General features: G+C 38.4%; 23 protein-coding genes and 2 pseudogenes. 17 read left to right on the top strand and 8 right to left on the bottom strand.

The genetic code is table 11. The features are described 5' to 3' along the window. From ACFIL2_RS10245 to ACFIL2_RS10255, 3 genes and pseudogenes are all read left to right on the top strand, one after another. Nucleotides 1–208: pseudogene (locus ACFIL2_RS10245) on the top strand (hypothetical protein); the annotation flags it as partial. Continuing rightward, nucleotides 205–606, top strand: coding sequence for a hypothetical protein (locus ACFIL2_RS10250; RefSeq protein ID WP_375639609.1), 402 nt, complete (start codon nt 205–207; stop codon nt 604–606). The pseudogene ACFIL2_RS10245 and the gene ACFIL2_RS10250, both read left to right, overlap by 4 nt. A gap of 169 nt (nt 607–775) precedes the next feature. Then, on the top strand, nt 776–1,168 hold the full coding sequence (locus ACFIL2_RS10255; RefSeq protein ID WP_375681734.1) for a hypothetical protein: 393 nt from the start codon (nt 776–778) through the stop codon (nt 1,166–1,168). Between the two features lie 152 nt (nt 1,169–1,320). Here the strand turns inward: ACFIL2_RS10255 and ACFIL2_RS10260 are convergent, their stop codons facing one another. Both ACFIL2_RS10260 and ACFIL2_RS10265 read right to left on the bottom strand, forming a co-directional pair. Further along, nucleotides 1,321–1,521: an AlpA family transcriptional regulator gene (locus ACFIL2_RS10260; RefSeq protein WP_004860538.1), complete on the bottom strand. Its 201-nt coding sequence runs from the start codon at nt 1,519–1,521 to the stop codon at nt 1,321–1,323. A gap of 201 nt (nt 1,522–1,722) precedes the next feature. Next, entirely contained in the window at nt 1,723–2,889 is a 1,167-nt protein-coding gene (locus ACFIL2_RS10265) for a tyrosine-type recombinase/integrase (protein ID WP_375680215.1), read from the bottom strand. 328 nt (nt 2,890–3,217) lie between these two features. On the opposite strand from ACFIL2_RS10265, the gene ACFIL2_RS10270 reads away from it, so the two are divergent. Next, nucleotides 3,218–3,436, top strand: a complete 219-nt coding sequence (locus tag ACFIL2_RS10270) for a hypothetical protein (RefSeq protein ID WP_375634205.1) — start codon at nt 3,218–3,220, stop codon at nt 3,434–3,436. A 61-nt stretch (nt 3,437–3,497) separates the two neighbouring features. Here ACFIL2_RS10270 and ACFIL2_RS10275 read toward each other — a convergent pair whose 3' ends face one another. Beyond that, nucleotides 3,498–3,770: a type II toxin-antitoxin system YafQ family toxin gene (locus ACFIL2_RS10275; RefSeq protein ID WP_375640660.1), complete on the bottom strand. Its 273-nt coding sequence runs from the start codon at nt 3,768–3,770 to the stop codon at nt 3,498–3,500. Nucleotides 3,771–3,779: 9 nt separating this feature from the next. Then, nucleotides 3,780–4,060, bottom strand: a pseudogene (locus ACFIL2_RS10280) (type II toxin-antitoxin system RelB/DinJ family antitoxin). Nucleotides 4,061–4,337: 277 nt separating this feature from the next. On the opposite strand from ACFIL2_RS10280, the gene ACFIL2_RS10285 reads away from it, so the two are divergent. The 3 genes from ACFIL2_RS10285 to ACFIL2_RS10295 all read left to right on the top strand — a co-directional run bounded on the left by ACFIL2_RS10285 (nt 4,338) and on the right by ACFIL2_RS10295 (nt 7,384). Then, nucleotides 4,338–5,300 carry an L-threonylcarbamoyladenylate synthase gene (locus ACFIL2_RS10285; RefSeq protein WP_375620641.1) on the top strand — a complete coding sequence of 321 codons (963 nt, stop codon included), beginning with the start codon at nt 4,338–4,340 and terminating at the stop codon, nt 5,298–5,300. A gap of 2 nt (nt 5,301–5,302) precedes the next feature. Beyond that, nucleotides 5,303–6,712 carry an FAD-binding oxidoreductase gene (locus ACFIL2_RS10290; protein ID WP_375640655.1) on the top strand — a complete coding sequence of 470 codons (1,410 nt, stop codon included), beginning with the start codon at nt 5,303–5,305 and terminating at the stop codon, nt 6,710–6,712. 144 nt (nt 6,713–6,856) lie between these two features. After that, a complete protein-coding gene (locus ACFIL2_RS10295) occupies nt 6,857–7,384 on the top strand; it encodes a DUF6101 family protein (RefSeq protein WP_375680216.1) in 528 nt (175 codons plus the stop codon). A 1,083-nt stretch (nt 7,385–8,467) separates the two neighbouring features. Here ACFIL2_RS10295 and purD read toward each other — a convergent pair. Beyond that, nucleotides 8,468–9,742 carry a phosphoribosylamine--glycine ligase gene (gene purD, locus ACFIL2_RS10300; RefSeq protein ID WP_375680217.1) on the bottom strand — a complete coding sequence of 425 codons (1,275 nt, stop codon included), beginning with the start codon at nt 9,740–9,742 and terminating at the stop codon, nt 8,468–8,470. A gap of 90 nt (nt 9,743–9,832) precedes the next feature. Between purD and ubiA the strand changes: the two genes are divergently transcribed. Then, on the top strand, nt 9,833–10,837 hold the full coding sequence (ubiA, locus tag ACFIL2_RS10305) for a 4-hydroxybenzoate octaprenyltransferase (RefSeq protein WP_375680218.1): 1,005 nt from the start codon (nt 9,833–9,835) through the stop codon (nt 10,835–10,837). A 236-nt stretch (nt 10,838–11,073) separates the two neighbouring features. On the opposite strand, the gene pdxH is transcribed toward ubiA, so the two are convergent. Further along, nucleotides 11,074–11,697 (bottom strand): pyridoxamine 5'-phosphate oxidase, encoded by a 624-nt coding sequence (gene pdxH, locus ACFIL2_RS10310; RefSeq protein WP_375680219.1) that lies wholly within the window; start codon nt 11,695–11,697, stop codon nt 11,074–11,076. A 326-nt stretch (nt 11,698–12,023) separates the two neighbouring features. Between pdxH and ACFIL2_RS10315 the strand changes: the two genes are divergently transcribed. The 8 genes from ACFIL2_RS10315 (at nt 12,024) to ACFIL2_RS10350 (ending at nt 20,652) form a co-directional block, all read left to right on the top strand. Then, on the top strand, nt 12,024–12,929 hold the full coding sequence (locus ACFIL2_RS10315) for a DnaJ C-terminal domain-containing protein (RefSeq protein ID WP_375634213.1): 906 nt from the start codon (nt 12,024–12,026) through the stop codon (nt 12,927–12,929). A 127-nt stretch (nt 12,930–13,056) separates the two neighbouring features. Next, nucleotides 13,057–13,875 carry an enoyl-ACP reductase FabI gene (fabI, locus tag ACFIL2_RS10320; protein WP_273787904.1) on the top strand — a complete coding sequence of 273 codons (819 nt, stop codon included), beginning with the start codon at nt 13,057–13,059 and terminating at the stop codon, nt 13,873–13,875. Nucleotides 13,876–14,023: 148 nt separating this feature from the next. Continuing rightward, the gene (gene aroC, locus ACFIL2_RS10325) at nt 14,024–15,112 is read left to right on the top strand and encodes a chorismate synthase (protein ID WP_375634294.1); all 1,089 of its coding nucleotides are present in this window, start codon (nt 14,024–14,026) and stop codon (nt 15,110–15,112) included. Nucleotides 15,113–15,127: 15 nt separating this feature from the next. Next, nucleotides 15,128–16,231, top strand: a complete 1,104-nt coding sequence (gene ribB, locus ACFIL2_RS10330; RefSeq protein ID WP_375634292.1) for a 3,4-dihydroxy-2-butanone-4-phosphate synthase — start codon at nt 15,128–15,130, stop codon at nt 16,229–16,231. Nucleotides 16,232–16,238: 7 nt separating this feature from the next. Next, the gene (locus ACFIL2_RS10335; protein ID WP_375618413.1) at nt 16,239–16,493 is read left to right on the top strand and encodes an exodeoxyribonuclease VII small subunit; all 255 of its coding nucleotides are present in this window, start codon (nt 16,239–16,241) and stop codon (nt 16,491–16,493) included. Nucleotides 16,494–16,734: 241 nt separating this feature from the next. Next, the gene (gene dxs / locus ACFIL2_RS10340; protein WP_375634219.1) at nt 16,735–18,642 is read left to right on the top strand and encodes a 1-deoxy-D-xylulose-5-phosphate synthase; all 1,908 of its coding nucleotides are present in this window, start codon (nt 16,735–16,737) and stop codon (nt 18,640–18,642) included. Nucleotides 18,643–18,658: 16 nt separating this feature from the next. After that, on the top strand, nt 18,659–19,402 hold the full coding sequence (locus tag ACFIL2_RS10345) for a TlyA family RNA methyltransferase (RefSeq protein ID WP_375655278.1): 744 nt from the start codon (nt 18,659–18,661) through the stop codon (nt 19,400–19,402). After that, the gene (locus ACFIL2_RS10350) at nt 19,399–20,652 is read left to right on the top strand and encodes a class I SAM-dependent RNA methyltransferase (protein WP_375634223.1); all 1,254 of its coding nucleotides are present in this window, start codon (nt 19,399–19,401) and stop codon (nt 20,650–20,652) included. The genes ACFIL2_RS10345 and ACFIL2_RS10350 overlap by 4 nt, the downstream gene beginning before the upstream one ends. A 556-nt stretch (nt 20,653–21,208) precedes the next feature. Here ACFIL2_RS10350 and tldD read toward each other — a convergent pair. Both tldD and ACFIL2_RS10360 read right to left on the bottom strand, forming a co-directional pair. Then, entirely contained in the window at nt 21,209–22,633 is a 1,425-nt protein-coding gene (gene tldD, locus ACFIL2_RS10355; RefSeq protein WP_375634225.1) for a metalloprotease TldD, read from the bottom strand. Between the two features lie 110 nt (nt 22,634–22,743). Continuing rightward, nucleotides 22,744–23,283, bottom strand: coding sequence for an invasion associated locus B family protein (locus tag ACFIL2_RS10360; protein WP_375611128.1), 540 nt, complete (start codon nt 23,281–23,283; stop codon nt 22,744–22,746). A gap of 344 nt (nt 23,284–23,627) precedes the next feature. Here ACFIL2_RS10360 and cyoE point away from each other — a divergent pair, with 344 nt between their 5' ends. Beyond that, nucleotides 23,628–24,563, top strand: a complete 936-nt coding sequence (gene cyoE, locus ACFIL2_RS10365) for a heme o synthase (RefSeq protein ID WP_375634227.1) — start codon at nt 23,628–23,630, stop codon at nt 24,561–24,563. Nucleotides 24,564–24,691: the final 128 nt, after the last annotated feature.

The raw sequence follows: 24,691 nt of genomic DNA on the forward strand, positions 1-24,691 counted from the left end.
CTTTGTGGGTACAAAGATTGGCAAAAATCCTTACACTTTTGAGCAAATACCTCCTGGAAGTGGTCCTTGGAAAGAAGCAGGGCAAATATTTAAGGGCTACCCAAGTGTCCATGCTTGTTATGGTAATGCAGGTTCAATATGTCGACAGGCTTATGGATTACCTAATCGTACGCCAATTTATTCAAAATATTCAGGAAGAAAAAAATGAAACAAATCTTGAAATTATTAAGTGGTCTCATTCTGTTAAATATTGTTGGATGTAACATCGACAAGCCTCCACCAGGAGTTTTGAGTGCATGGGAGAAACCTGGTGCAGATTTTACGGAGATAGGAAAAGCCTTGTTAGAATGTGGTATGCCAACCCCTTATGATGTTTTTCCAGAAAATAGAAAGCTAAGCATCAATGCAGAGGCTTCCATCGATGCTTGCATGATTCAAGCAGGATTCCACTACAAATGGGGAGGACCATATTGGTGTTATACTTTTAAAGAGAAAAACTTGCCGATTTGTCGTCCAGGTGCTGTCATACCACAGCGCAGTGTCAAGAAGCGCTTAAATAGCCCTTTTTGTAAAAGGTATAAAAATGCGGATGAATGCAAGCCTTAAGTGATGATCAACAATCCCCCTCCTTGCCTTCGCTTGGAATGGCGGGATTGTTTCCTCAATTAACCATTTCAATATTGTTCACTGTTGTTTTCAGCAGCGGTGACAGGAAATATCAATAGGTTTATGAGCTCTGTTTTATCGTAAATAAATCCATTGAAAGAGGGGAAAAATGAAGAAAATCTTAAAACTGTTGAGTTGTATAGCTCTGTTAAGTATCACTGGATGTGTTAACTCAATTCCCTCACTTTCTCCAGCATTATGGAGAAATAAAATACTTTTAGAATGTGGAGTACCGGACCTTAATAAGGTTGTGGCGCTAGATTTGAATCAATTTGCCAGTATTGAAATGTGTATGGCGCAATCAGGTTTTCGTCCTAGCTTTACAATACAAGAATGGTGTGAAAACCATAAATCGGACAATCTTCCCATATGTCGTCCTGGTGCTGTCATGCCTCAGCGAAGTGTTGAGAGACGCTTAAATAGCCCTTATTGTAAAAAGCATTCAGAACAACTTGAATGCNTGGTGCTGTCATGCCTCAGCGAAGTGTTGAGAGACGCTTAAATAGCCCTTATTGTAAAAAGCATTCAGAACAACTTGAATGCCAGCCTTAAGTCTTGCTTCAGCAGAGAAAGCCTTGAATTTACACCAAATAAAGCTCCAGGTTGATGAGTTTGAGAAAGCCTTGTCCGTTCTTACGTGACAAGGCTTTCTTTTTATGCCGCGTCATTATAACGTTGCTGTTTTGCTTGCTCAATGACATTGATAAGATCTGATTGTAACCAACGCGATAAAAAACCAAATTTTAAAGGTTTTGGCAAAGAGCCATTGGTTACATGACGGCGGAAAGTTGAGACACTCATATGAAGCAATTTTGCACTTTCACGGTCTGTTAAAAGAATATCATTTTCTGTCATTCTAAAATCCTTTCACTATAAAAACAAATCATAATCATTTATTAACCACATTTTGGTTCATTTAGAAAGATGTTTTATTTATAGAAAACAATATTTTATTATACAATTTCTAATGTGATAAATTATGACTCCTATTGAGAAAGAATGAGAGAGAAGAGAGAGAAAGTTATCCACAGATAATGGGGTTATTCACCCCATATCTTAAGATTGACCCGTGACATAAGCCGCCCATTTATCCATATAAACACGGCGCTGTTCTAGATAATCAGTACGACGATAGGCACGCTCTACTTTGCCGCCAACTGTATGACTTAGAATAGTTTCAGCGACCTCATAGGGGGCATCGGTTGTTTCAGCGAGCCAATCACGTAAACTAGAACGAAATCCATGGGGGCATGCCTCAATTTTATTGTCTCTCATATATTGAGCCATACAATTTGCAGCGAGGGGACCGCGACCTTTAGCAGAAAAGAAGAAATCATTGCGAGAAAGCAAGCGCGCTTGTTTTAAGATTTCTAATGCTTCTGATGATAGAGGCACGCGAAACTCTTCTGTAGTATCACGTCGACCTTTCATATTTTCAGCAGGGATTGTCCAGATATCGCCATCAACTTGGTCTTTATGAATATGACACAAAGGGTTGGTACGAACGCCTGTCAAAATAAGCAAACGCAAAGCCAGTTGTGTTAAGGTTGATGCTTCGCAAAGTGTTTTATAAAAGGCAGGGACATCTCTCCAATCCATAGCTGGAAAATTTTGCGTTTTATGGCGTTGTTTACCTAAGAGAGCGCGTGCTTTTTCTGTTGCTTGTAAATCAACATCCAAACCCAAAGCAGCCGCATGTTTGAGACAAATATTAAGGCGGGTAAGAGCTTTATCAGCTGTTGCTGCTTTTGTATGCCAAATGGGAGCAAGTGTATTGCGTATCTCTGTTTGTGTAATCTCTGAAACGGGGAGGCAACCTAATTTGGGGAGAATATGGAGTTTTAAGGGTAAAAACCAACGCCCATCTTTACCATCTCCTTTTAGTTCAGCTTTACGGCTTTCAAAAGCATCCAACGCGATATCTTTTAAATAATGGAGATTACTTATTGCCTCACGCTTTTGTTTATTGCGTTCTTTAATGGGGTCACGACCTTCACGAAGAACAGAGCACCACCCAGTTGCCAATTCACGGGCTTGTTTTAAAGAGACATCTCTCAAGGCACCCAAGCCCATTTCACGGCGCCGCCCATGAATGGTAAAACGGTAAATCCATTGAGCACCTCCATCTTTACGCTTATGGAGAAGCAAGCCGGCACCATCATTATATTTGCCAGCTCCCAATGTTGCGACAGCCCTTGCATTAAGACGATTCATAAGAACCATTTTTACTCCTTTCTGCTATAGTTTTTACCCACACGTCAGCCCCGCTTGTGGTGTGCAAGCAAGTGATATGAATTGATTCAAGATACACAGATTTAAGATGAGAGAATCTTACGTTATTCAGGATTCTCATTCAATATGAATAACGCTAGATTATGATTATAAATCAATGCATTACACACTGGTTGCGCGACAAATAAATATGTTTCTTCTTGTGTTGGTTGGTTACCTATTTATTTAAGCCGGCAAGATCTGAACACCATTAGCTCAAACTTAGCAAGAGAGATCTTAAAGCATAACAAGCAGGGTCAACGCTTGTGTGGGTGGAAACATGGTTAGAAAAAAATCCAAAAAATACACAGAGCTTACAGAAGCAGAAAAAGAAATGCTTCAAGAAATGATCATCACCTATCAAAGCGTGAAAATGATGTCTCGCTTGATGAAGTGGATAGCATTTTTTCTTTTTTTGCTTATCCTTGATTTTGCATGCCTCATGGATGCGATAGACAACATCTTCGCTCATTTGAAGCAGTGGTTCTCAAAGAATTAGAAAAACTGTCATACAAGCAAAAACTTCGAAAAATTCTTTTTACTATGAATTGGAGATCCAATCATAAGCGTAGTTCAGAATGCAAACCAAGTCGTAAGAGCTCGAGTGTTTTGGTATTCGGCTTTCGATAGATCAAAACTAAATCTGGCTTGATATGACAATCACGACAATTGCGCCATTGACCTGTTAGCGCATGATCTCTCCAATGCGCTTTTAGCGGTTCATTCTCCGCTAACGCTTTGACCACAAGCAGCAAATCCTTCTCTAGTGTATTAGCATACCTACCTTTGCTTTCACGTTTAAGGTCAGACCGGAATGAACGCGTATAGACAATATAGCAAGCTTAGGTTTTCTTTTCAGATTTACGCATTTCGGTTCTATCTTCGCGTATCATGGTCCTTAAGCTGTCTAATAATGTACGTTCGACGCATCCCATTTCGACATCCTCGATAGCTCGTAATGTTTCCGGATTTGGTTGAAAGATCCAAGCGGTAATGTACGATCTCTAGCAATGCGGGTCATAAACATGCGTACTACATCCGATACAGTTAAACCCGTAGACTTAATAACTGCACTTGCAATTTCTTGAACTTGATCAGGTATGCGGGCTTGAATTTTTCCCATTGCTAAATCCCCTATTCAATTGTAGCACAATGTACTGTACGTTAAGTCTATGTCAAGAGTTTCAACAATAGCTTTTCACAAGAGAACTTAGCAAAATTCAAAAAATTATTAGAGAAAGTTAGCAGAATAAGATATGTTTTGTAGAAGAATATTGGAAAATCCTATTCCCTAACCTTTATTTATGAACCCCATACTTAAAAAAACATATAAATCAATGTGATATATGAATAAAAAAGAGCATAATATCACTAAAAGAGTGTTATAGAAATGATGTGTCATGACGATTCTACCACTCGATAGTGCTTCGATAAGAGAGGCAATAGCGCTTCTTGAACAAGGGAAGTTAGTAGCATTACCAACGGAAACTGTTTATGGATTAGCGGGCGATGCAACCAATGGGAGAGCAATTTCTTCTATTTATTCTACAAAGGGTCGTCCGCAAATTAATCCTCTTATTGCGCATGTCAGCGGCATCGAAATGGCGGAACGTTATGTTAAAATTGACTTTCTTTCACGCCAATTAATGGAGGAATTTTGGCCAGGTCCTTTGACATTGGTTTTGCCTTTAAAGGAACAGCATAATATCCATCCTTTAACAACCTCTGGTTTGAATACCTTGGCTGTTCGTTTTCCAGACAGTCGTTTTGCGGAAGTGGTACAACATTTTGGCCGCCCACTTGCTGCTCCTAGTGCGAATCAATCGGGGCGTCTTAGCCCTACTTCAGCTGAGGCTGTTTTTGCATCTTTGGGGGAATCTGTTCCTTTGATATTGGACGGAGGACCTGCTAAAATAGGGCTGGAATCAACGATTATTAAAATTTGTGGTGAAAATATTTATCTTTTGCGTCCAGGGGGGCTTGCGGCTGATGAAATTGAAGAAGTTGTGGGGAAGCCTTTAAAACGGATAGATCAAAGGGCGGCGATTGAAGCTCCTGGGATGTTAAAGTCGCATTATGCTCCCAATGCCACGGTTCGTTTGAATGTAGAAAAGGTGGAAAATGGTGAAGCGCTTTTAGCATTTGGTTCAAAGCGTGTTATGGGGGCTGAAAATGCCGTTTCTATTTTAAACCTTAGCGAAGATGGAAAGTTAGAAGAGGCAGCCTCTCATTTATTTCAATATATGAAGGAATTAGATTCATTTAAAGTGAGATGTATCGCAGTAGAACCTATTCCATTATACGGATTAGGGGAGGCTATCAATGATCGTCTTATACGGGCTGCGGCTCCAAAGGAGAAATGAACATGGAGCAGGAATTAATTGAAGGGTTTAGGGAAATTGTTGGTGCTAAGCATGCTATAACAGATCAAGCGTTGATTGCACCGTATTTGCTTGAAGAGCGTGGGCTTTTTCATGGAAAAACACCTTTACTTTTACGTCCATCTTCTTGCGCAGAGGTCTCATCGATTATGCAGTTAGCGAGCAAAACGCGCACACCGATTGTGCCACAGGGTGGAAATACAGGGCTTGTGGGGGGACAACAACCAGATGAAAGAGGAGAGGGCGTTCTTTTATCCATGGAGCGATTAAATAAGATTAGAGCTATAAATATTGAAGGAAATTTTGTTGTTGTAGAGGCTGGTGTTATTTTACAGGATTTACAGAAAAAAGTGGATGAATCAGGTCGTTTTTTCCCTCTTTCTTTGGCATCTGAAGGTTCTTGCCAAGTAGGAGGAAATCTTTCGTCGAATGCTGGAGGGACAGCTGTTTTAGCCTATGGCAATATGCGTGATCTTTGTCTTGGTTTAGAAGTTGTTTTACCGGATGGGCGTATTTTAGATGATTTGCGTTTTGTTAAAAAAGACAATAGCGGTTACGATTTAAAAGATCTTTTTATTGGTGCAGAAGGTACATTGGGTGTTATAACCGCAGCCGTTTTGAAGATGTTTCCAAAAATAAAAGGAAAAGCTGTTGCTTTGGTGGGATTATATAGTCCGGCGAAGGCTTTAGAGTTTTTATCTCTGGCTCAAGAGTATGGAGGAGGGATGTTGACAGGTTTTGAGCTCATGGGAAATCTCAGTTTGCAAATGGCTTTAGATTATAAGATGTGTGAGAAGCCTCCTCTTCAGCGGAAACATGAATGGTATGTATTAATGAACATTTCATCGTTGCAAGGCAATGATGAGGCGTTATCGGTATTGAGTACTATTTTAGAAGAAGCTTTAAAGAATGCGGTGATAGAAGATGCAGTTGTTGCGCAATCTTTAAAACAGCAAGATTTTTTTTGGCAATTACGAGAAAGTATATCATTAGCACAAAAGTTAGCAGGAGGGTCCATTAAGCATGATATTGCAATCCCACTTGCTTCTATTCCTGATTTTATTGCTGAGGCAGCGCTTATTGTTGAGGATATTGCTCCAGGAGCACGGGTGATTTGTTTTGGACACATGGGCGATGGAAATTTACATTATAATATTACACAACCTGTAGGAGCTGATACGACAGTGTTCTTGCAGTTATGGTCAACAATGAATCATCGCATTCATAGTTTAGTGGTGGACTATAGAGGTGCATTTTCTGCTGAGCATGGAATTGGTCAGCTTAAGCGCGAAGAACTTCGTTCTTTTAAATCGCCTGTCGCATTGGATATTATGCAAGGGATTAAAAAAACGTTCGATCCTTTAGGGATAATGAATCCTGGAAAAGTATTATAATTCAAGAATGGTGATCATGCATTTTTGTTTAGATTTTAATAACCAAAAAAGAAACCAGTTGTTTTTTATTCAAACTTTTAATAATCCAATGAGAAAAAGCTGCTAAAGGGTGTATGTTATTTAAGATAAATTGGGATAATGTATATGGCTAATCAATGCTTTAATCAGGCAAAAGCGGTGCTTGAATTTCGGTTAGATCCGTGCCATTTGCCACAAACGACGACATATTTTTCATCCAAAACGGGTAATCAGGTTATTTGTTCGTTAAATGAGCGTGGTGTTTCTTTTAAAACAGATATGCCTTCAAGCTTATCGCATTTAATACCCCCTTATCATTTTCGAGGAATTGCAGCACGTACTGTAAAAACGCGTTCAGGAGAAAGAGCTGTTGCATTAGAATTACTTCATGCTGATGAGGAAGCTTGTATACCGCTTTTGGTTTCCAGAGATTTGAATAATGTTCTTCTGGATTGGCGGTTATGGGCGGATACTTATGACCTTCCCATGCTTATGATCAATGAAGATAATCGCATTCTGGTTGTAAAAGATCGTTCTGATTTACATCGATTTTTTGGTACAACAGCACATTCTAAACAAAAGCATTTTTTACTTCGTTATAGCAATCCGTTAGGCTTGCGTTTGGTGATTGCGAATCGAATTGCACTCCAGTAAATTAATATGCATTTATTTTTGTACGACCGTCAGCATTTATCTTGTTGTGCTGTAAAACATTGTTGTTTGGGGAGGTAACATAAGGCATGTAAACTTCACACATGAAGTGTTTTTAGAAGATATGGCGAATATTCTTAAGTTTGCTTGTAGGTCTTTGTGTAAGTGCAGCATATGAGTGGGAAGCAAGAGAAACCCGCTTAATGAGAATTCAGACCTTTACAGACGGGATTTGGTGCGACTTTTGGTTCTTGAAAACAAAGAGAAAGTCAATGATTGTAAATGAGAGTTTTTTGACACATACATTGGCAGCAGGAATCGATGATGTAAAACGCTTTTTTCAGAGAGGTAAAAACGGTTTTCATAACAATAGAAACTGTTTTTTTGCGGTATAATTTTGGGTTTTTGCCACATTATTAAAAACACCAGAAGATTACTGGAAGTGTTTTTGAATTTTTTTATAAATCATTTCTCCATGTTGAATGAAAGCTTTGAATATTGCAGAATATTCTTATTTCATCTCTCTTTTATAATCAAAATCATTTAGATAGAAAGGGTTATCGTAATATTGAGAATTGGAAAATACAATGATGGTATAGGTTTTTATTTTTATTCCAGAAAGCTGGCGGAATGGATTTATACTATTTGCAGGTAGTGTCGTAAAATGGGAATGATAAGCATGAGAGATATTGTTTAAGAATTTGTATGTGAATAACATAACTATCTTTTTTGGGCATTTCATTTTTCGTAAAAGCGGAATTTCACTAAAAACGCGATAAATAAAAGAAATGATAGTATATACGTTTTTCCTCAGGATTTTATAAGAAAGAAAGTGTTTATAAAAATGATGAGAAAATGCGTTTAAAGTAAAGACAACAGTAAAATGATTATTTTATATTACATCTTCAGATTCAGAAAATTTTCCTATTTTATCATGAGTAGATATCCTATTTACAATATTTGATTGTTCAAAGGAAAGCACACTCATTTTTTCAAAATTATGGTCAACGTAAAACAGTGAGAAAATTTTTGTATCATGCTCTTATATAAAATAAGAAAATCGTAAAAAAAGAATATTCAAAGGATTTAATTTTCTCGCGCAACGGCTCTCCATCCGATATCTCGACGAACAAAACCTTCTGGCCAATCAATACAATCAACAGCTTCATAAGCACGTTTTTGTGCATGGGTAATCGTTTTTCCTGTTGCTGTTATATTGAGTACACGTCCACCATTTGCAATGAGTTCTCCATCACGCAACACTGTACCAGCTTGAAAAACTTTCACATCGGGAAGAGTGTTTACTTGATCAACGTTACGGATAACAGTACCTTTTTGGGGAGAGTCTGGATAACCATTAGCAGCCATAACAACGGTGAGAGCTGTTTTTTCAGACCACCGAAGAGGCTTATTTTCAAGTTTTCCTTGAGCTGCAGCAAGAAAAATTGGCAAAATATCATCTTTGAGGCGCATCATTAAAACTTGACATTCAGGATCACCGAATCGTATGTTAAATTCAATTAATTCGGGTCCTTTTTGCGTTATCATTAATCCGACGAAGAGAATACCTTTAAAGGGGGAACCCATTTCTTTCATGCTTTTTAAAGCTGGTTCAACAATTTCTTTGAGAGTACGATTCACTATTTCTTGGGTCATGATGGGCGCTGGTGAATAAGCACCCATACCACCGGTGTTTGCTCCAGTATCCCCATCACCTACACGTTTATGATCTTGAGCAGATCCAAAAGGAAGAACAACTTTACCATCACAAAGGCAGAAGAAGCTTGCTTCTTCACCTTCAAGAAAAGATTCTACAACAATTTTGTTTCCTGCATCTCCAAATGTACTTTTGAAGCAGGCATCAACTGCGTTAAACGCTTCTTCCATAGTTGTTGCAACCACGACACCTTTGCCAGCTGCTAAGCCATCAGCTTTAATAACAATGGGAACACCTTGTTGCTGAATGTAAGCTTTAGCTTTAGAGGCATCATTAAAGCATTGGTAACTTCCTGTAGGAATGTTATTCTTCCGACATAAATCTTTTGTAAAGGCTTTTGAACCTTCTAGTTGAGCAGCTTTTTGAGTAGGACCAAATACACAGATGTTAGCGCTATTAAGAGAGTCTGTTATACCCGCCACCAAGGGTGCTTCTGGTCCTACAATTACAAGATCAATAGAATGTGCCTTACAAAAATCAATAACAAGGGGATGGTCATCAATGTTCAAATTAATATTTTCACCAAATTCTGTTGTTGCAGGATTTCCAGGAGCACAATATAACTTTGTTAGCAGTGGTGATGCTGCTATTTTCCATGCTAAAGCATGTTCTCGTCCACCTGAGCCAATAAGAAGAATATTCATTGCTTGCTCCTCTCATAAAAGATAATTAATCTCATCCCCTTCTCATAAGAATGAAATGTCTCTATCGCAAGACCAAAGGTAAATCATTTGATGAAAAAAAATAAAAATATCGCGCATGTTCAGTCCTATGATAGCCAAGGACGGGTTATGGATGCATCTTCCAAACAATGGGTCTACAGCTTCCTTCCCCGTTCTTTATGGTTTTATGCGCAATTGGCGCGTTGGGATCGGCCTATCGGTTGGCAATTGTTGATGTGGCCTTGTTTTTGGTCAACAACAATGGCTTTTTTCTCTTATAACATGCATTACGATATTCTTTTATCAATGTTTCTTCATTGGGTTTGGTATCTTTTTCTTTTTTTTCTGGGATCTATTGCTATGCGAGGGGCAGGATGTACTTGGAATGATCTTATTGACCATAAAATTGATGCTCAGGTAGAAAGGACACGTTCTCGCCCATTGCCAACAGGTCATGTGAGTCGGTTTCAAGCGAGAGTTTTTATCCTTGTGCAATGTTTTGTTGGTTTAGTCGTTTTATCACAATTTAATAGGTTTAGTTTTTTTCTAGGTATTTCGTCATTGATAGCTGTTGCATTTTATCCTTTTATGAAACGCGTAACATATTGGCCGCAGTTTTTTTTAGGCGTTGCATTTAATTGGGGGGCATTAATGGGGTGGGCTGTTGTCTTTGGAAGTTTAAGCTGGGCACCAATCTTGCTTTATGTGGGATCAATTTTGTGGACCATAGGATACGACACAATCTACGCACATCAAGATAAAGAAGATGACGTTACTGTTGGTGTCCGTTCTACGGCTCTTCTTTTTGGTAAAGCAACCAAGCGTGCTTTAGTATTTTTGTATGGTGGTTTTGTGATGTTCGTTAGTCTAGCATTTTATTTAGCTGGAGTTCCTGTTCTTAGTTTTTTGGGGATTTTTGTGGCAAGCATCCATATGTTTATTCAAATTAAAGTCATTGATATAGATGATAGTTCACAATGCCTCAGGCTTTTCAAATCTAATTCGCTTATTGGTTTTGTGATTTTTGCTGGTTTAGTATGTGGGGGTATATGGATGATATTTTATCCTGCGGTCTAAAAATAAGTTAGCTAAAATCATAGTTTCTACTGAATACAGTATGTTTTTTTAATAAGCTTGTTGCTAATCTATTTTTAAGCAATACAGTAGAAAATATCACCAATTAACCTTTACAGTGAAAATAAAATTCTTCTATTTAAATAAAATAAATCATCTTCTTTTAGAATTTTTCGAATAAAAAATATTTGTTTAATTGTTGCGAAGAAAAAATCTTCATAACGATGAAGTTTGAAGGATTAGGGATAAAGTTTTTGTCTTTTCCAATCGCTGTGTTCAACACAATCCCGTGTAAAAAGCAAACGATCATGTAAACGAAATGGGCGATCGCACCAGAACTCTATAGAAAGGGGTTTAACACGAAACCCAGACCAATAAGGTGGTCGTGGAATATTGCCTAGAGCATAACGCGCAGTATATTGAGCAATTGCTTTTTCGAGCACAAAACGATTGTCTAAAGGTTGAGATTGTTTAGAGGCCCATGCACCAATTCGACTACCACGTGGTCGCGATTGGAAATAGGCATCGGCTTCCTGTTGACTTACTTTTTCAACGATTCCTCTAATTCTGACTTGACGACGGAGTGATTTCCAATGAAAACCTAAGGATGCTTTCATTGATTTTAAAATTTCTTGTCCTTTACAGCTTTCATAATTGGTATAGAAGACGAATCCTTGGGGACTGTAGTCTTTGAGGAGAACCATACGAATATTAGGGAGTCCTGTTTCGTCAACTGTTGCTAATGCCATAGCATTCGGATCATTTATTTCACTTATCGTTGCCTCTTCAAGCCACTTTGCGAAAAGTTCAAAAGGTTTTTGCATTTTCATAAAATGATCATCTGTTGCTATTTTTGTGCTCATAGTTTCTCCAAATATCAGTGAGCATGGGTGAGGCATTTTCTCATTTACTTTATCATCAAGAAGTTACAGTACTATTTTTTCTTATTTTCAAAAAGCCAATGCTATCGTGTATTTCTATGGTAGTTTAATTATTTTTTACTTTAGCATAGACTACAAGGAGCTATATTAAATAAATGTCTCATTTTATCTGGTATTTTAGTTTATTGATAGACATATAAAGAGAAAAGAAGAAATTATTCTCTAGAATAGACTAATGAAGCTATAAGGGATATTGAACAACGTATCAGTTGATATTTTGAAAACGAAGAAATTGAAAAGAGGGCAATATGCGTGATCCCTACACGATTCTGGGTGTGGCACGTACCGCAAAATCGCAAGAGATTAAATCGGCATTTAGAAGATTAGCGAAGAAATATCATCCAGACCATAATAAAGATGATACAAAGGCTAAAGAGAAATTTGCTGAAATTAATCAAGCCTATGAAATTATAGGTGATAAAGATAAAAAGGCACAATTTGACCGAGGTGAAATTGATATGGAAGGAAAACCGCTTTATCAAGCCTATGGTGCTGGTGAAAATTTTAGCAATAAACAAAATCCCTTTTCAGGAAGAGCAAAGGGATTTGATTTTTCCTCTTCAGGTGGTGCAAGTTTTGATGCGAGTGATATTTTTCGGGATCTGTTTGGAGGAGGAGGTAGCTTTTCGAATTCCACACACTATAACCGTCCCCAACAAGGAGCACATGTTCGTGCTAATCTTGCCATAACATTAGAGCAGATGGTTGGCGCAGAAAAGGTGGAGGCTGTTTTTCCAAATGGAAAAAAGTTAAAAATTAAACTTCCAGATTATATTGAAGACGGACAGACTATTCGTTTAAAAGGTCAGGGAGAAGAGGTACCTCACGGGCAAGCAGGAGATGCGTTGATAACCATTCAGATTCAAAAACATCCTCGTTTTCGGGTTGAAGGAAAAGCACTCCATCTTGATTTACCAGTTTCTCTTAAACATGCTGTTTTGGGAGCAAAAGAAGAAGTTGAGACGTTGGAGGGGCGTGTGGTTTTAACGATTCCTGCGTGGTCAAGTTCTGATCGCGTTTTACGGTTGAAAGGGAAAGGGCTTCGTTTAAAAAATGGTACAAGAGATGATCTTTATGTGCATGTTCGCATTATGTTGCCGGGAGATGAAAATGCCGCCGCACTAGAACAGTTTTTGCAAATGCAACAAGATTAATTTTAAAAATTTTATATATAAAAGCGTAGTTTTTGTTTGATTTTAAACCAATTGCTTGAAGAAAAAGTTGACCTGTGTCATAGGCAGGTGAATAATACTAATTTTAAGTAACAATGGGGCAGTGCTGATGGCTAAGGGTAATGGTTTATTGTACGGTAAGCGTGGTTTAATTTTGGGGTTGGCCAATAATCGCTCCATCGCTTGGGGAATCGCTAAAGCGGCAAGTAGCGCAGGGGCAGAGCTTGCTTTTACCTATCAGGGTGAAGCAATGAAAAAGCGTGTCGAGCCTTTGGCTGAAGAATTAAAGGGATTTGTTTGTGGACATTGTGATGTTTCTGACAGTGTCTCTATTGATACGGTCTTTAGAGAAATAGAGAAGAAATGGGGAAAACTTGATTTTTTAGTTCATGCTATTGGTTTTTCTGATAAAGATGAATTAAGTGGTCGTTATATTGATATCAGCGAATCAAATTTTATGATGACGATGAATATTTCCGTTTATTCCCTAACAGCTCTAACGAAGCGTGCAGAAAAATTGATGCCAGATGGTGGTTCAATCTTGACACTAACCTATTATGGTGCAGAAAAGGTTGTTCCCAATTATAATGTAATGGGGGTTGCCAAAGCCGCTCTTGAAGCGAGCGTGAAATATTTAGCGGTAGATTTAGGTCCCCAAAATATTCGTGTTAATGCTATATCTGCTGGACCAATTAAAACGTTAGCGGCTTCTGGTATTGGTGATTTTCGTTATATTTTAAAATGGAATGAATATAATGCTCCATTACGTCGTACGGTAACAATTGAAGAGGTTGGTGATTCTGCGCTTTATTTTCTTTCAGATTTGTCTCGTTCTGTTACCGGTGAAGTCCATCATGTCGATTCGGGTTATAATATCATAGGTATGAAGGCAGTTGATGCACCAGACATTTCTGTCGTTAAAGAATAAAGTTTGGTTTATAAGATTTTATTAGACAGCAGTAATTTGACCAAATTTAAGGTGTCCAAGAGTATTTGGGAGAAAAGAGTTGTCTTGTGTATAGCACACAACATACGTTATCGTTGTATATATTTGACAGAGAAATGGATCTTTTTTCATGTCGCATAATACATTTGGTCATTTGTTTCGTGTAACAACATGGGGTGAAAGTCATGGTGCTGCTCTTGGTTGTGTCATTGATGGTTGTCCACCTGGAATTATTTTTACTCTTGCAGAAGTTCAAGCTTATCTTGATAAACGCAAGCCAGGACAATCAAAATATACAACGCAGCGCCGAGAACCAGATGAAGTAGAGGTCCTTTCAGGAGTTGTTGTTCAAGACGATGGAACGACATTGGTGACAACAGGTACACCAATTTCTCTGTTGATTCGAAATACAGATCAACGCTCTCAAGATTATGGAGCAATTGCTCATCAGTATCGTCCAGGACATGCGGATTATACTTATGATATTAAATATGGCATTCGTGATTTTCGAGGCGGGGGACGTGCTTCGGCACGGGAGACGGCAGCACGTGTTGCAGCAGGTGCATTTGCTCGTAAAATCGTTCCTGGTTTGATTGTACGAGGAGCAGTGATAGCAATTGGTCCTCATAATATTAATCGTGATCGTTGGGATTGGTCAGAGGTTGATAATAATCCTTTTTTTACAGCTGATGCAGAGATGGTTCACATTTTTAGTGACTATATCAGTAAACTCCGTAAAGAGGGGACATCTGTTGGTGCGGTTGTTGAGATCGTTGCAGAAAATGTTCCGGCAGGTTTAGGAGCCCCTATTTACGCAAAGCTTGATCAAGATATTGCCTCGTTACTTATGTCGATTAATGCGGTAAAAGGTGTGGAAATTGGTGATGGTTTTGCGGCAGCCCGCTTGAGGGGAGAAGAAAATGCCGATGAAATGCGAATGGGAAATGATGGAAAACCGCTTTTTTTATCCAATCATGCTGGTGGTATTTTAGGGGGAATATCGAGTGGACAGCCAATTGTTGCACGTTTTGCTGTAAAGCCTACTTCATCAATTTTAACACCTCGTCGTTCCATTGATGTTGATGGTCATGATATAGACGTTATAACAAAGGGACGTCATGATCCATGTGTTGGGATTCGTGCCGTTCCTGTTGGTGAGGCGATGGTTGCTTGTGCTATTGCTGACCATTATCTAAGACATCGCGGTCAAGTTGGGTGATTGAAAAGGTGAACAATGGCGTATGATGAAAAAAAAATTGTTTCTGCACTTAAAGCTTTTGAACGCGGTGAAATTGTTGTGGTGACAGATGATGATGACCGTGAAAATGAGGGTGATTTAACTGTTGCTGCAGCGCATTGTACAGAAGAAAAGATGGCGTTTATTCTTCGTCACACAACAGGTATTGTGTGCACACCTATGCCAAAAAAAGAAGCAAAACGGTTTAATCTTTCTCCTATGGTACCAGATAATAACTCTGCACATGGGACGCAATTTACGGTTACTGTTGATTTTAAACACGGCATAACAACAGGAATTTCAGCGCATGACCGTACATTAGCTGTACGTAATCTTGCGAATTCAAATGCAAGTGCGGATGATTTTGTTCGTCCAGGGCATGTTTTTCCTTTAATTGCGCATGAAGGGGGGGTGCTCATGCGTTCAGGTCACACGGAGGCCGCTGTTGATTTATGTAAATTATCTAATTTGCCGCCGGTTGGTGTTATCGGTGAATTAGTCAATGATGATGGAAGCGTTAAACATGGCGATCAGATTATGAAATTTGCGCAAGAACATCGGTTGCATATTATAACGGTTGCAGATTTAATTTCTTACCGCCAACGTAAGGAAATATTGATCAAGCATGTTGGAGAAATGCTTATTGAAACATCTGTAGGTCCCGCTATTGTTCAAAGTTATCAACTCCCTTGGGAAGTCGTTCAGCATATTGCAATTGTTTTTGGTGATGTCCGTGAGGGTGAGAATATTCCTGTGCATTTACATCATGAAAACATTATAAGTGACGTTTTTTGTCAAACTTCAGATATTATGGTGATGATGCGGCGTATGATGGAAAAAGAAAAACGTGGCGTATTTATTTATTTGCGTGAAGGATCTGTTATACAATCAACTGTTGGTATTCAAAACATGACAAGAAACAGTTCAGAAAACCATGTGCAGGCGATTGAACGCGAAGAAGAATGGCGCAAAATTGGTTTAGGATCACAAATTTTAAAATATTTAGGAATAGGCTCTGTTATTGTTTATGCTTCTAAAGAGCATCATTATGTAGGTTTGGAAGGTTTTGGAGTTCGTATATCCAGAACAGATATTTTTTGAGGTTCATATGAAAAAAGAGATACAAGAGGGGGATATTACGACCTTAAGCTTTGAGCAAGCGCTTAAGCAACTTGAAGTTATTGTCGAAAATTTGGAACGTGGCGATGTGCCTTTGGAACAATCCATTGATATTTATGAACGCGGTGAAGCGCTTAAAAAGCATTGTGAAAAACTCTTAAGAGTTGCTGAAGCTAAAGTTGAAAAAATCCAGCTTTCAGAAGAAGGTTCTCCAGAAGGAGTGGAACCACTTGATGCTAAATAATTTAAATCTTTTTGGATATTTATTGTGGGACTTAAGAGAAGCAATAACCTTAGTTTATAAATAGAAAGTTTTATTGATTTCTTTTTTATAAAATAAGTTAAAAATGAGGAAATTATAGCTCATCTCAAATAGAAAAGAGCATTTTTCAGTAAAAAAGATGCAAAACTGTAAATAAAAGAGTAGAGAAGATATATTTTTATCATTGTGTTTTCTTGAGTTAAGATAATAGAAAGGATTTTTTTTGTCTCAGGTCTTAACACCATTGCTTGACCGTGTTTGTTTTCCGCAAGATTTGCGGGCATTGCCTGAGTCTGATTTGGTACAGTTGGCTGATGAGTTGCGGACCGCAACAATTGATGCGGTTTCTGTAACAGGTGGTCATCTTGGCGCGGGACTTGGTGTTGTTGAGCTCACTGTTGCATTACATTATATTTTTAATACACCAGAGGATAGGATTATTTGGGATGTTGGTCATCAAACCTATCCACACAAGATTTTAACGGGGCGTAGAGAAAAAATTCGCACATTACGTCAAGAGGGCGGATTATCGGGTTTTACAAAACGTTCAGAAAGTGTGTATGATCCATTTGGAGCGGGGCATTCGTCTACTTCTATTTCAGCGGGGCTTGGTATGGCGGTGGCAAGTGCTTTGAAAGCAGAGACAAGACGCAATATCATAACTGTCATTGGTGATGGTGCAATGTCTGCGGGCATGGCTTATGAAGCAATGAACAACGCTGGTGCTTTGAATGCACGCTTGATTGTTGTTCTTAATGATAACGATATGTCTATAGCACCACCTACAGGTGCTATGAGTGCACATCTTGCACGATTAGTGTCTCGTCCTTCTTATCGTCATTTGCGTGAACGCGTAAAGATGTTGAGCGAAAAATTGCCAAAGTTTTTTTTGGATAAAGCCCGTCGTTCAGAGGAATTTGCGCGTGGCCTTTTGGTTGGGGGAACTTTATTTGATGAGCTTGGCTTTTATTATGTTGGCCCCATAGATGGGCACAATTTGGGGCATTTATTACCTGTTTTTAAAAATGTTCGTGAATATCCTAATGGTCCTGTTTTGGTGCATGTTGTAACCCATAAGGGAAAGGGATATCCACCTGCAGAGGCCTCGTCTGATAAATATCATGGTGTTAATCGTTTTGATGTCACGACAGGAAAACAGGTAAAAGCATCAAGTAATATTCTACCCTATACCAAGGTATTTTCTAAAGCTTTAATAGAAGAAGCTCGCCATGATGATAAGATTGTTGGCATAACAGCAGCGATGCCAACAGGGACAGGTCTTGATTCTTTTGCGAAAAAATTTTCTGAAAAAATGTTTGATGTTGGTATCGCTGAGCAACATGCCGTAACTTTTGCGGCAGGACTTGCTTGTGAAGGGTATAAGCCTTTTGTTGCAATTTATTCTACTTTTTTACAGCGTGCTTATGATCAAATTGTTCATGATGTATCAATTCAAAAATTACCGGTACGTTTTGCTATTGACCGAGCAGGTTTTGTGGGGGCAGATGGTGCAACACATGCTGGAAGTTTTGATATTGTTTTTTTGGCCACTCTTCCTGACTTTGTTGTTATGGCACCTTCTGATGAGCTTGAACTGATGCATATGGTGCGTACAGCTGCAGCTTATGATCAGGGACCAATTTCTTTTCGTTATCCGCGTGGTGAGGGGATTGGTATAGATTTACCGCAACGTGGTGAGTTATTAGAAATTGGAAAAGGGCGCGTTCTGCGTGAAGGAAATAGAATCGCTTTGGTTTGTTTTGGAACGCGGATGTCAGAAGTGTTGCAAGCTGCTGATGCGTTGGAGGCTGAAGGATTGTCTACAACGGTTGCAGATGCACGGTTTGCAAAACCTTTAGATAAGGATTTGATGCGTCGTTTGGCACGTGAGCATGAGGTATTGGTGACAATTGAAGAAGGGGCAATCGGTGGATTTGGAGCGCACATATTACAATTTTTAGCGCAAGAAGGGCTCTTAGAGCATGGTTTGAAAGTTCGTACACTAAAATTTCCTGATGAATATTTGAATCATGGTTCACCAGAAAAAGTTCTTTCACGTGTCGGACTTGACGCTATGGGTATTTTAAGCACGGTTTTTGCTGTTTTGGGACGCGAGATTCGAACAGAATAGAAAATTCGAGTATGAGATGGCTTCCAGAAAAAGACTCGATATTTTTTTAGTTGAAAAAAACTTTTTTACGACACGTTCACGCGCACGTGATGCAATTATGCGCCAAACTGTTAAAGTTAACGGAGAAATCGTTTTTAAAGCTGGGCAAATCGTTTTTGATGATGCAGAGATTACCGTTTGTGATCCAGCACAGAATTATGTTTCTCGGGCAGCGTTAAAATTGATTGCTGCACTTGATGCATTTCCAATTATAACAGATAAAGTGACAGCCATTGATGTTGGTGCATCAACAGGTGGTTTTACGCAAGTTCTCTTAGAGCGTGGAGCAGATCATGTCATTGCCGTTGATGTTGGGCATCATCAATTTGATAAACGTTTATTGGGCAACAGTGCTATAACGTTATTAGAAGGCTTGAATGTCAGAGATTTTAAACAGGAACATTTAGGTGGGCGAGAAATTGATCTTATCGTTTCAGATGTTAGCTTTATTTCGCTCAAACTTGCATTGCCTCCCGTGTTGTCTTTAGCCAAGAAGGGAGCCCAAGCTGTTTTACTGGTAAAGCCTCAGTTTGAGGTTGGTCGTAAACACTTTAGTAAGGGAGGAATATTAAGTCCATCAAGTGCTAAAAAAATTGCTGAGGCGCTTTTTGTTTGGTTAAATACACAAACAGGGTGGAGTGCAAAAAGTTTAATTTCTTCCCCTATTACAGGTGGTGATGGCAACGTGGAATATTTACTATTCGGAGAAAAACAAGAGTGAATGACAATGTCATAATCGATCATATCGGAGCAAATGGTTATGGTACTGCTAAGACGTCTCACGGCTTCGTTTCTGTTCCTTTTACTTTACCAGGAGAGTGTGCTGAAATTACGGTTCATGGAAAATATGCAACATATATAGCATTAAAAGAAAAATCATTAGAACGCATTGATACTCTTTGTCAGCATTTTGGAGAATGTGGAGGGTGTACTCTTCAGCATTGGCATATGGATGCTTATCGCGTATGGAAACAACAATTGGTTGTTGATGCGCTTAAAAAGTATGGACTTAATAATGTTGTTGCGCCTTTAATAGAATGTAAACCTTATAGCCGACGGCGGATTACTCTAACAGCATCTATGACCCCACAGGGGCAAAAAGTTGGTTTTAACCGTTATCTCTCTCATGAGATTGTAGCTCTTGAGGAATGTCCAGTAAGCCGTCCAGAGCTTATTTCTCAGTTGCATAATATTAGAGAGCTCTGTGCTTTTCTAAGCAGCTCTGCCAAACGGTTTCATGTTACGATAACATGTGTTGAAAATGGTTTAGATGTTGCTTTAAGCGGTTGCATTATACACCATGAATCACTTCGTCAGAAAATGATCAGTGCTGCTCTTTCATATGGGATTATACGTTTATCTGTTGACGGTGAAGTTTTGGTTGAACGAGAAAAACCAGAGATTTACTTTGGAGATGTCCGTGTTGAATTTCCTTCTGGTGGTTTTCTGCAAGCAACTTGTGAAGCTGAAAATATAATGGGCAATATTATTTTGACTCATTTTAAAAAAGTAAAGAATGCTGTTGATTTGTTTTCAGGGGTAGGAACATTTACCTTGCGTATGGCAAAAAAGATGAATGTTCATGCAGTAGAAAATAATGAAGATGCATTAAGAAATCTAAATACAGCAGCACGTTTTGCGACTGGTTTAAAAACGTTCACTTGTGAAAAACGTGATCTTTTCCGACATCCCCTTTCTGTAAAGGAACTTGAATGTTTTGAGAGTGTTGTTTTTGATCCTCCCCGTGCTGGTGCAGAGCAACAAGTACGTGAATTAGCGAAGACAACAGTATCACGTGTTGTGGCAATTTCTTGTAATCCTACTACATTTGCTCGTGATTTATCTCTTCTTGTTGCAGGGGGGTATACAGTAGAAAAAATCATACCGATTGATCAATTTTTATGGTCACCACATGTCGAAATTGTTGCTGTTTTGAGCAAAAAGAAAAAAAAGAAAGGTTGGAAACTTTAGCCTAATTTTTTTTAATGCTATGAAGATTTTTTAAAAGTTGACCTGTGTATTATTATAAAATCTCTCCAAAATTTATCTATAATAATAATCTTTTTCTCGTTGAGTTAAGAGCACTGAATGTAGAAAGTGTTTTTTTTCTTTTAAGCTTTTTTATTATGAAATATAAAAGACAAGTTACCCCACACAAAAAAACCACAAAAGACTAATGTATTACGAAGAAGATGTGTCTGAATAAGCCTGTGCCGTCGTTATATTTGCCATCCCCTAATGTTTCTTAAAACTCTTGGTACTTGAGACGGCCCATAAGAGGAATCTTTAGTTCTTTCTTGTACAGTTTTTATCCATATAACTCTCCCCGCCTGTAACGTATAAACGAATGATTTTGATTGATCCAACAGACACAGATTTAAAATGAGAGAATCTTACGGTATTCAAGGTTCTAATAAAATATGAATAACGCTAGATTATCTTTATAAATCAATTCATTGTAACATCCCCCTCACAAAATGGTCGTAATAGACGAGAAGGAGGCAATACTGGGAAGGAATGAGCAAGCTTATTCCTCTATAAGCGCAGTTCCACCGATTGTCATATTATTGATTCGAAGATGAGGTTGACCAACACCAACAGGGACATTTTGCCCTGCTTTTCCGCACATACCAATACCATTATCAAGTTTGCTATCATTGCCAATCATTGTAATACGTTTCATGGCATCTGGTCCATTACCGATAAGGGTTGCACCTTTAATAGGCGCTACAATTTTACCATTTTCTACTCTGTAAGCTTCAGTACATTCAAAGACGAACTTTCCAGAAGTGATATCAACTTGTCCTCCGCCAAATGAAACAGCGTAGATACCGTTTTTGAATGATGATAGAATTTCTTCAGGTGTTTTATCGCCTCCTAGCATGATCGTATTAGTCATCCGCGGCATTGGTGCATGTGCATAGGATTCACGCCGTCCATTTCCAGTTGGATTAACCCCCATAAGTCGAGCATTTAGTCTGTCTTGCATAAAGCCAACGAGTTTTCCATCTTCAATAAGAACATTATATCCTGATGGGGTTCCTTCATCATCAACAGTAAGTGAACCACGGCATTCGGGAATTGTACCATCATCAACAACTGTAACACCTTTTGCGGCAACTTGTTGGCCAAGAAGTCCAGCAAAAGCAGAAGTCTTTTTGCGGTTAAAGTCACCTTCCAATCCATGACCTACGGCTTCATGAAGCATAACACCGGGCCATCCATTGGCTAAAACAACATCAAATGTTCCTGCTGGCGCTGCTTCTGCTTCTAAATTTGTTAAAGCCATACGTAAGGCTTCATCTGCAGCTTTTTTCCAATTGTCTTCATGAATAAATTGGTTAAATGCTTGTCTCCCTCCACATCCATAAAAACCATTTTCACGTCGATTGCCTTCAGCTGCGACCACAGATATAGAAAGTCGCACAAGGGGACGAATATCACGAACCAAATAACCATCTGCACGTAAAATTTCAACATGTTGTAGCGAGCCGGAAAGAGAAACAGTCACCTGATGCAATTTATCATTTTTAGCACGTAAATAGGCATCAATTTTTTGCAAAAGAGCACTTTTTTCTTCAAATGATGGAGAATCAAGGGGATTATGCGGTTGATAAAGTCTTTTGTTTGTTTGTTGAGGTGCTATGCTATAAGTCCCTGCATGATTATTATAGGTAACAGCTTTAGCAGCTTCACTGGCACGTTTGAGTGCAGCAGCTGATAACTCACTAGAGTGAGCATATCCAGTAGCCTCTCCAGCAACAACGCGTAGTCCAAATCCCATATCTTGATGAAATGAGCCGTTTTTAAGCTGTCCATTATCAAATAAAAGAGCTTCGCTTTCTGTATACTCAAGGTAAAGCTCACCATCATCAGCATGATGAAGTGTTTCCTGTATAAGTGATTGCACTTTAGAGGAAGCAATATCAAAATGATCAATCAGCGATTTCATAAGAATTATCCTATTTTTATGGGGGCTTAGAAGATTTTTATCAATCTAATTTTAAGAATCTTTCAAAATATACGATGAGATTTTGATTGTTTAAAATGTATTGATTTCATTCATGTCGGTAAGGTTGCATAGGCGTCGCCAAGACCATGAAGGTCAACAAAACCTCCAATCCCTTGTTCAGGAGTTGTAAAGATAAAATAGGTTGCCATTTTTCCTTTTAAAAAGAGCTGCAATATGTCTTCTTTAAGAAAGGCTTCAGCAACACAATTATCACCAAGACAACGACGATATTCCATTCTGCCCATATTTTTATCGTCAATTTTAATTCCAACGCCAGGACGTAATTCAACGCGAATCGGAACAAAAACACGCATCAAGGCACCTTGCTTTTGAGGAAGTTTATAAAATGTAACGCGCAAGGTAATATCTTGACGCCCTTGTGTGTGAACGTTTTGTACAACTTCACACTGCATGTTAGGTGTACCTGGTGGTAGAGAACACACTTTTGTCCATGCACCATAGGTTTGTGGAGCAGGGACATCTTGTGCATAGGGTGTTTGTGCAAATGCATGACTGATAAAACTACTATAAAGTGTGTAAAGAACAGCACCAATAAAAAAAGTTTTTTTGAGTAATTTATAAAGTATCACAGAAAATCCTATCCGACTCAACACCCACAACCATGCATAGATTTACATAAAAAAATGAACTCCCCATAAAAAACTATAACACAAAATCAGTATTTACCCAAATATATTAATTCATATGATATATTTTTATGATACATTTGTAATGTGGAGAGAACGTTGATTGAAAAAATGTATTTTTATTGCCAATATTTCCATTTACTTTTAGGGGATACGTGCGAAAGAGATATTTCATATTTTCTTAAAAATACGATTGGTCTTAATTGGTCATTTCCATACGCTAGATAATATTTGTCAGATAATATTGGGTTTGTGAATGACAGAAATGGAAAAGGGCTTTGAGTGGAATGTCAGTTTCAGAAGAGTTATCTGTTGTGAATGGTAAATCAACGCCACCAAAATCCGGTATTGGTGATTACATCACATTATTAAAGCCACGTGTTATGTCTCTTGTGGTTTTTACGGCTCTGGTTGGTTTGCTTGTATCGCCTGTTCCTATCAATCCGTTGTATGGTTTTTTAGCAATTTTATGTATTGCTGTTGGCGGTGGTGGTGCGGGAGCATTGAATATGTGGTATGATGCTGACATTGATGCTGTGATGGAACGAACTAAAAAGCGTCCTATTCCCATGGGTAAAATCAGCTCCCAAAAGGCATTTATTTTTGGCATGGTTCTTTCTATGCTCTCGGTATTGGTTATGGGGAGCTTCATTAATTGGTTTGCGGCATTTTTTCTTGCGTTTACGATTTTCTTTTATGTCGTTATCTATACAATTTGGTTAAAGCGTATCACACCACAAAATATTGTTATTGGTGGTGCTTCTGGGGCTTTTCCACCAATGATTGGATGGTCCGTGACAACAGGGACAGTGAGTATTGATAGCTTTTTATTATTTTTAATCATTTTTATGTGGACCCCTCCTCACTTTTGGGCTCTTTCTTTATTTTCATCTCTTGATTATGAGGCTGCAGGTATCCCTATGATGCCTAATGTACGAGGTGAGCATTCAACAAAAAAACAGATTTTATTTTATACTGTTTTGATGGCATTATGCGCTGCTGCTCCGTGTTTTACTGGTCTTGGCGGAATTTTTTATGGTATTTTTTCAACAATTTTAAGCATTATCTTTATTTATTTTGCCTATCGTTTGTGGAAAGCTGATACACATAATGAAACTATTTTGATGGCCAAAAAAACGTTTTTCTTTTCATTACTTTATTTGGCAGCTATCTTTGGAATTCTTTTGATTGAATCTCTTGTTTGGTATTTTATCGCTCTTTAGTCGCGTAAAATGAAGGAGCAAATTTTAAAAGAGCTTTTCTTCAAGAAAATGCTGTAAGAAAATACGATAGAGTGTGTTCTTATACAAAAGATGATATTGCGCGTTTTTTTACATTGCTTATTCATGTA

This window comes from Bartonella sp. AP30XZML (assembly GCF_042195945.1).
Classification (GTDB): Bacteria; Pseudomonadota; Alphaproteobacteria; order Rhizobiales; family Rhizobiaceae; genus Bartonella.

Excerpts from the sequence above, each read along its gene's own strand:
- ACFIL2_RS10250 (WP_375639609.1), top strand. The coding sequence starts at position 205 with ATGAAACAAATCTTGAAATTATTAAGTGGTCTCATTCTGTTAAATATT.
- ACFIL2_RS10260 (WP_004860538.1), bottom strand. The coding sequence starts at position 1,521 with ATGACAGAAAATGATATTCTTTTAACAGACCGTGAAAGTGCAAAATTG.
- ACFIL2_RS10265 (WP_375680215.1), bottom strand. The coding sequence starts at position 2,889 with ATGGTTCTTATGAATCGTCTTAATGCAAGGGCTGTCGCAACATTGGGA.
- ACFIL2_RS10270 (WP_375634205.1), top strand. The coding sequence starts at position 3,218 with ATGGTTAGAAAAAAATCCAAAAAATACACAGAGCTTACAGAAGCAGAA.
- ACFIL2_RS10285 (WP_375620641.1), top strand. The coding sequence starts at position 4,338 with ATGACGATTCTACCACTCGATAGTGCTTCGATAAGAGAGGCAATAGCG.
- ACFIL2_RS10290 (WP_375640655.1), top strand. The coding sequence starts at position 5,303 with ATGGAGCAGGAATTAATTGAAGGGTTTAGGGAAATTGTTGGTGCTAAG.
- ACFIL2_RS10295 (WP_375680216.1), top strand. The coding sequence starts at position 6,857 with ATGGCTAATCAATGCTTTAATCAGGCAAAAGCGGTGCTTGAATTTCGG.
- purD (WP_375680217.1), bottom strand. The coding sequence starts at position 9,742 with ATGAATATTCTTCTTATTGGCTCAGGTGGACGAGAACATGCTTTAGCA.
- ubiA (WP_375680218.1), top strand. The coding sequence starts at position 9,833 with ATGAAAAAAAATAAAAATATCGCGCATGTTCAGTCCTATGATAGCCAA.
- pdxH (WP_375680219.1), bottom strand. The coding sequence starts at position 11,697 with ATGAGCACAAAAATAGCAACAGATGATCATTTTATGAAAATGCAAAAA.
- ACFIL2_RS10315 (WP_375634213.1), top strand. The coding sequence starts at position 12,024 with ATGCGTGATCCCTACACGATTCTGGGTGTGGCACGTACCGCAAAATCG.
- fabI (WP_273787904.1), top strand. The coding sequence starts at position 13,057 with ATGGCTAAGGGTAATGGTTTATTGTACGGTAAGCGTGGTTTAATTTTG.
- aroC (WP_375634294.1), top strand. The coding sequence starts at position 14,024 with ATGTCGCATAATACATTTGGTCATTTGTTTCGTGTAACAACATGGGGT.
- ribB (WP_375634292.1), top strand. The coding sequence starts at position 15,128 with ATGGCGTATGATGAAAAAAAAATTGTTTCTGCACTTAAAGCTTTTGAA.
- ACFIL2_RS10335 (WP_375618413.1), top strand. The coding sequence starts at position 16,239 with ATGAAAAAAGAGATACAAGAGGGGGATATTACGACCTTAAGCTTTGAG.
- ACFIL2_RS10345 (WP_375655278.1), top strand. The coding sequence starts at position 18,659 with ATGGCTTCCAGAAAAAGACTCGATATTTTTTTAGTTGAAAAAAACTTT.
- tldD (WP_375634225.1), bottom strand. The coding sequence starts at position 22,633 with ATGAAATCGCTGATTGATCATTTTGATATTGCTTCCTCTAAAGTGCAA.
- cyoE (WP_375634227.1), top strand. The coding sequence starts at position 23,628 with ATGTCAGTTTCAGAAGAGTTATCTGTTGTGAATGGTAAATCAACGCCA.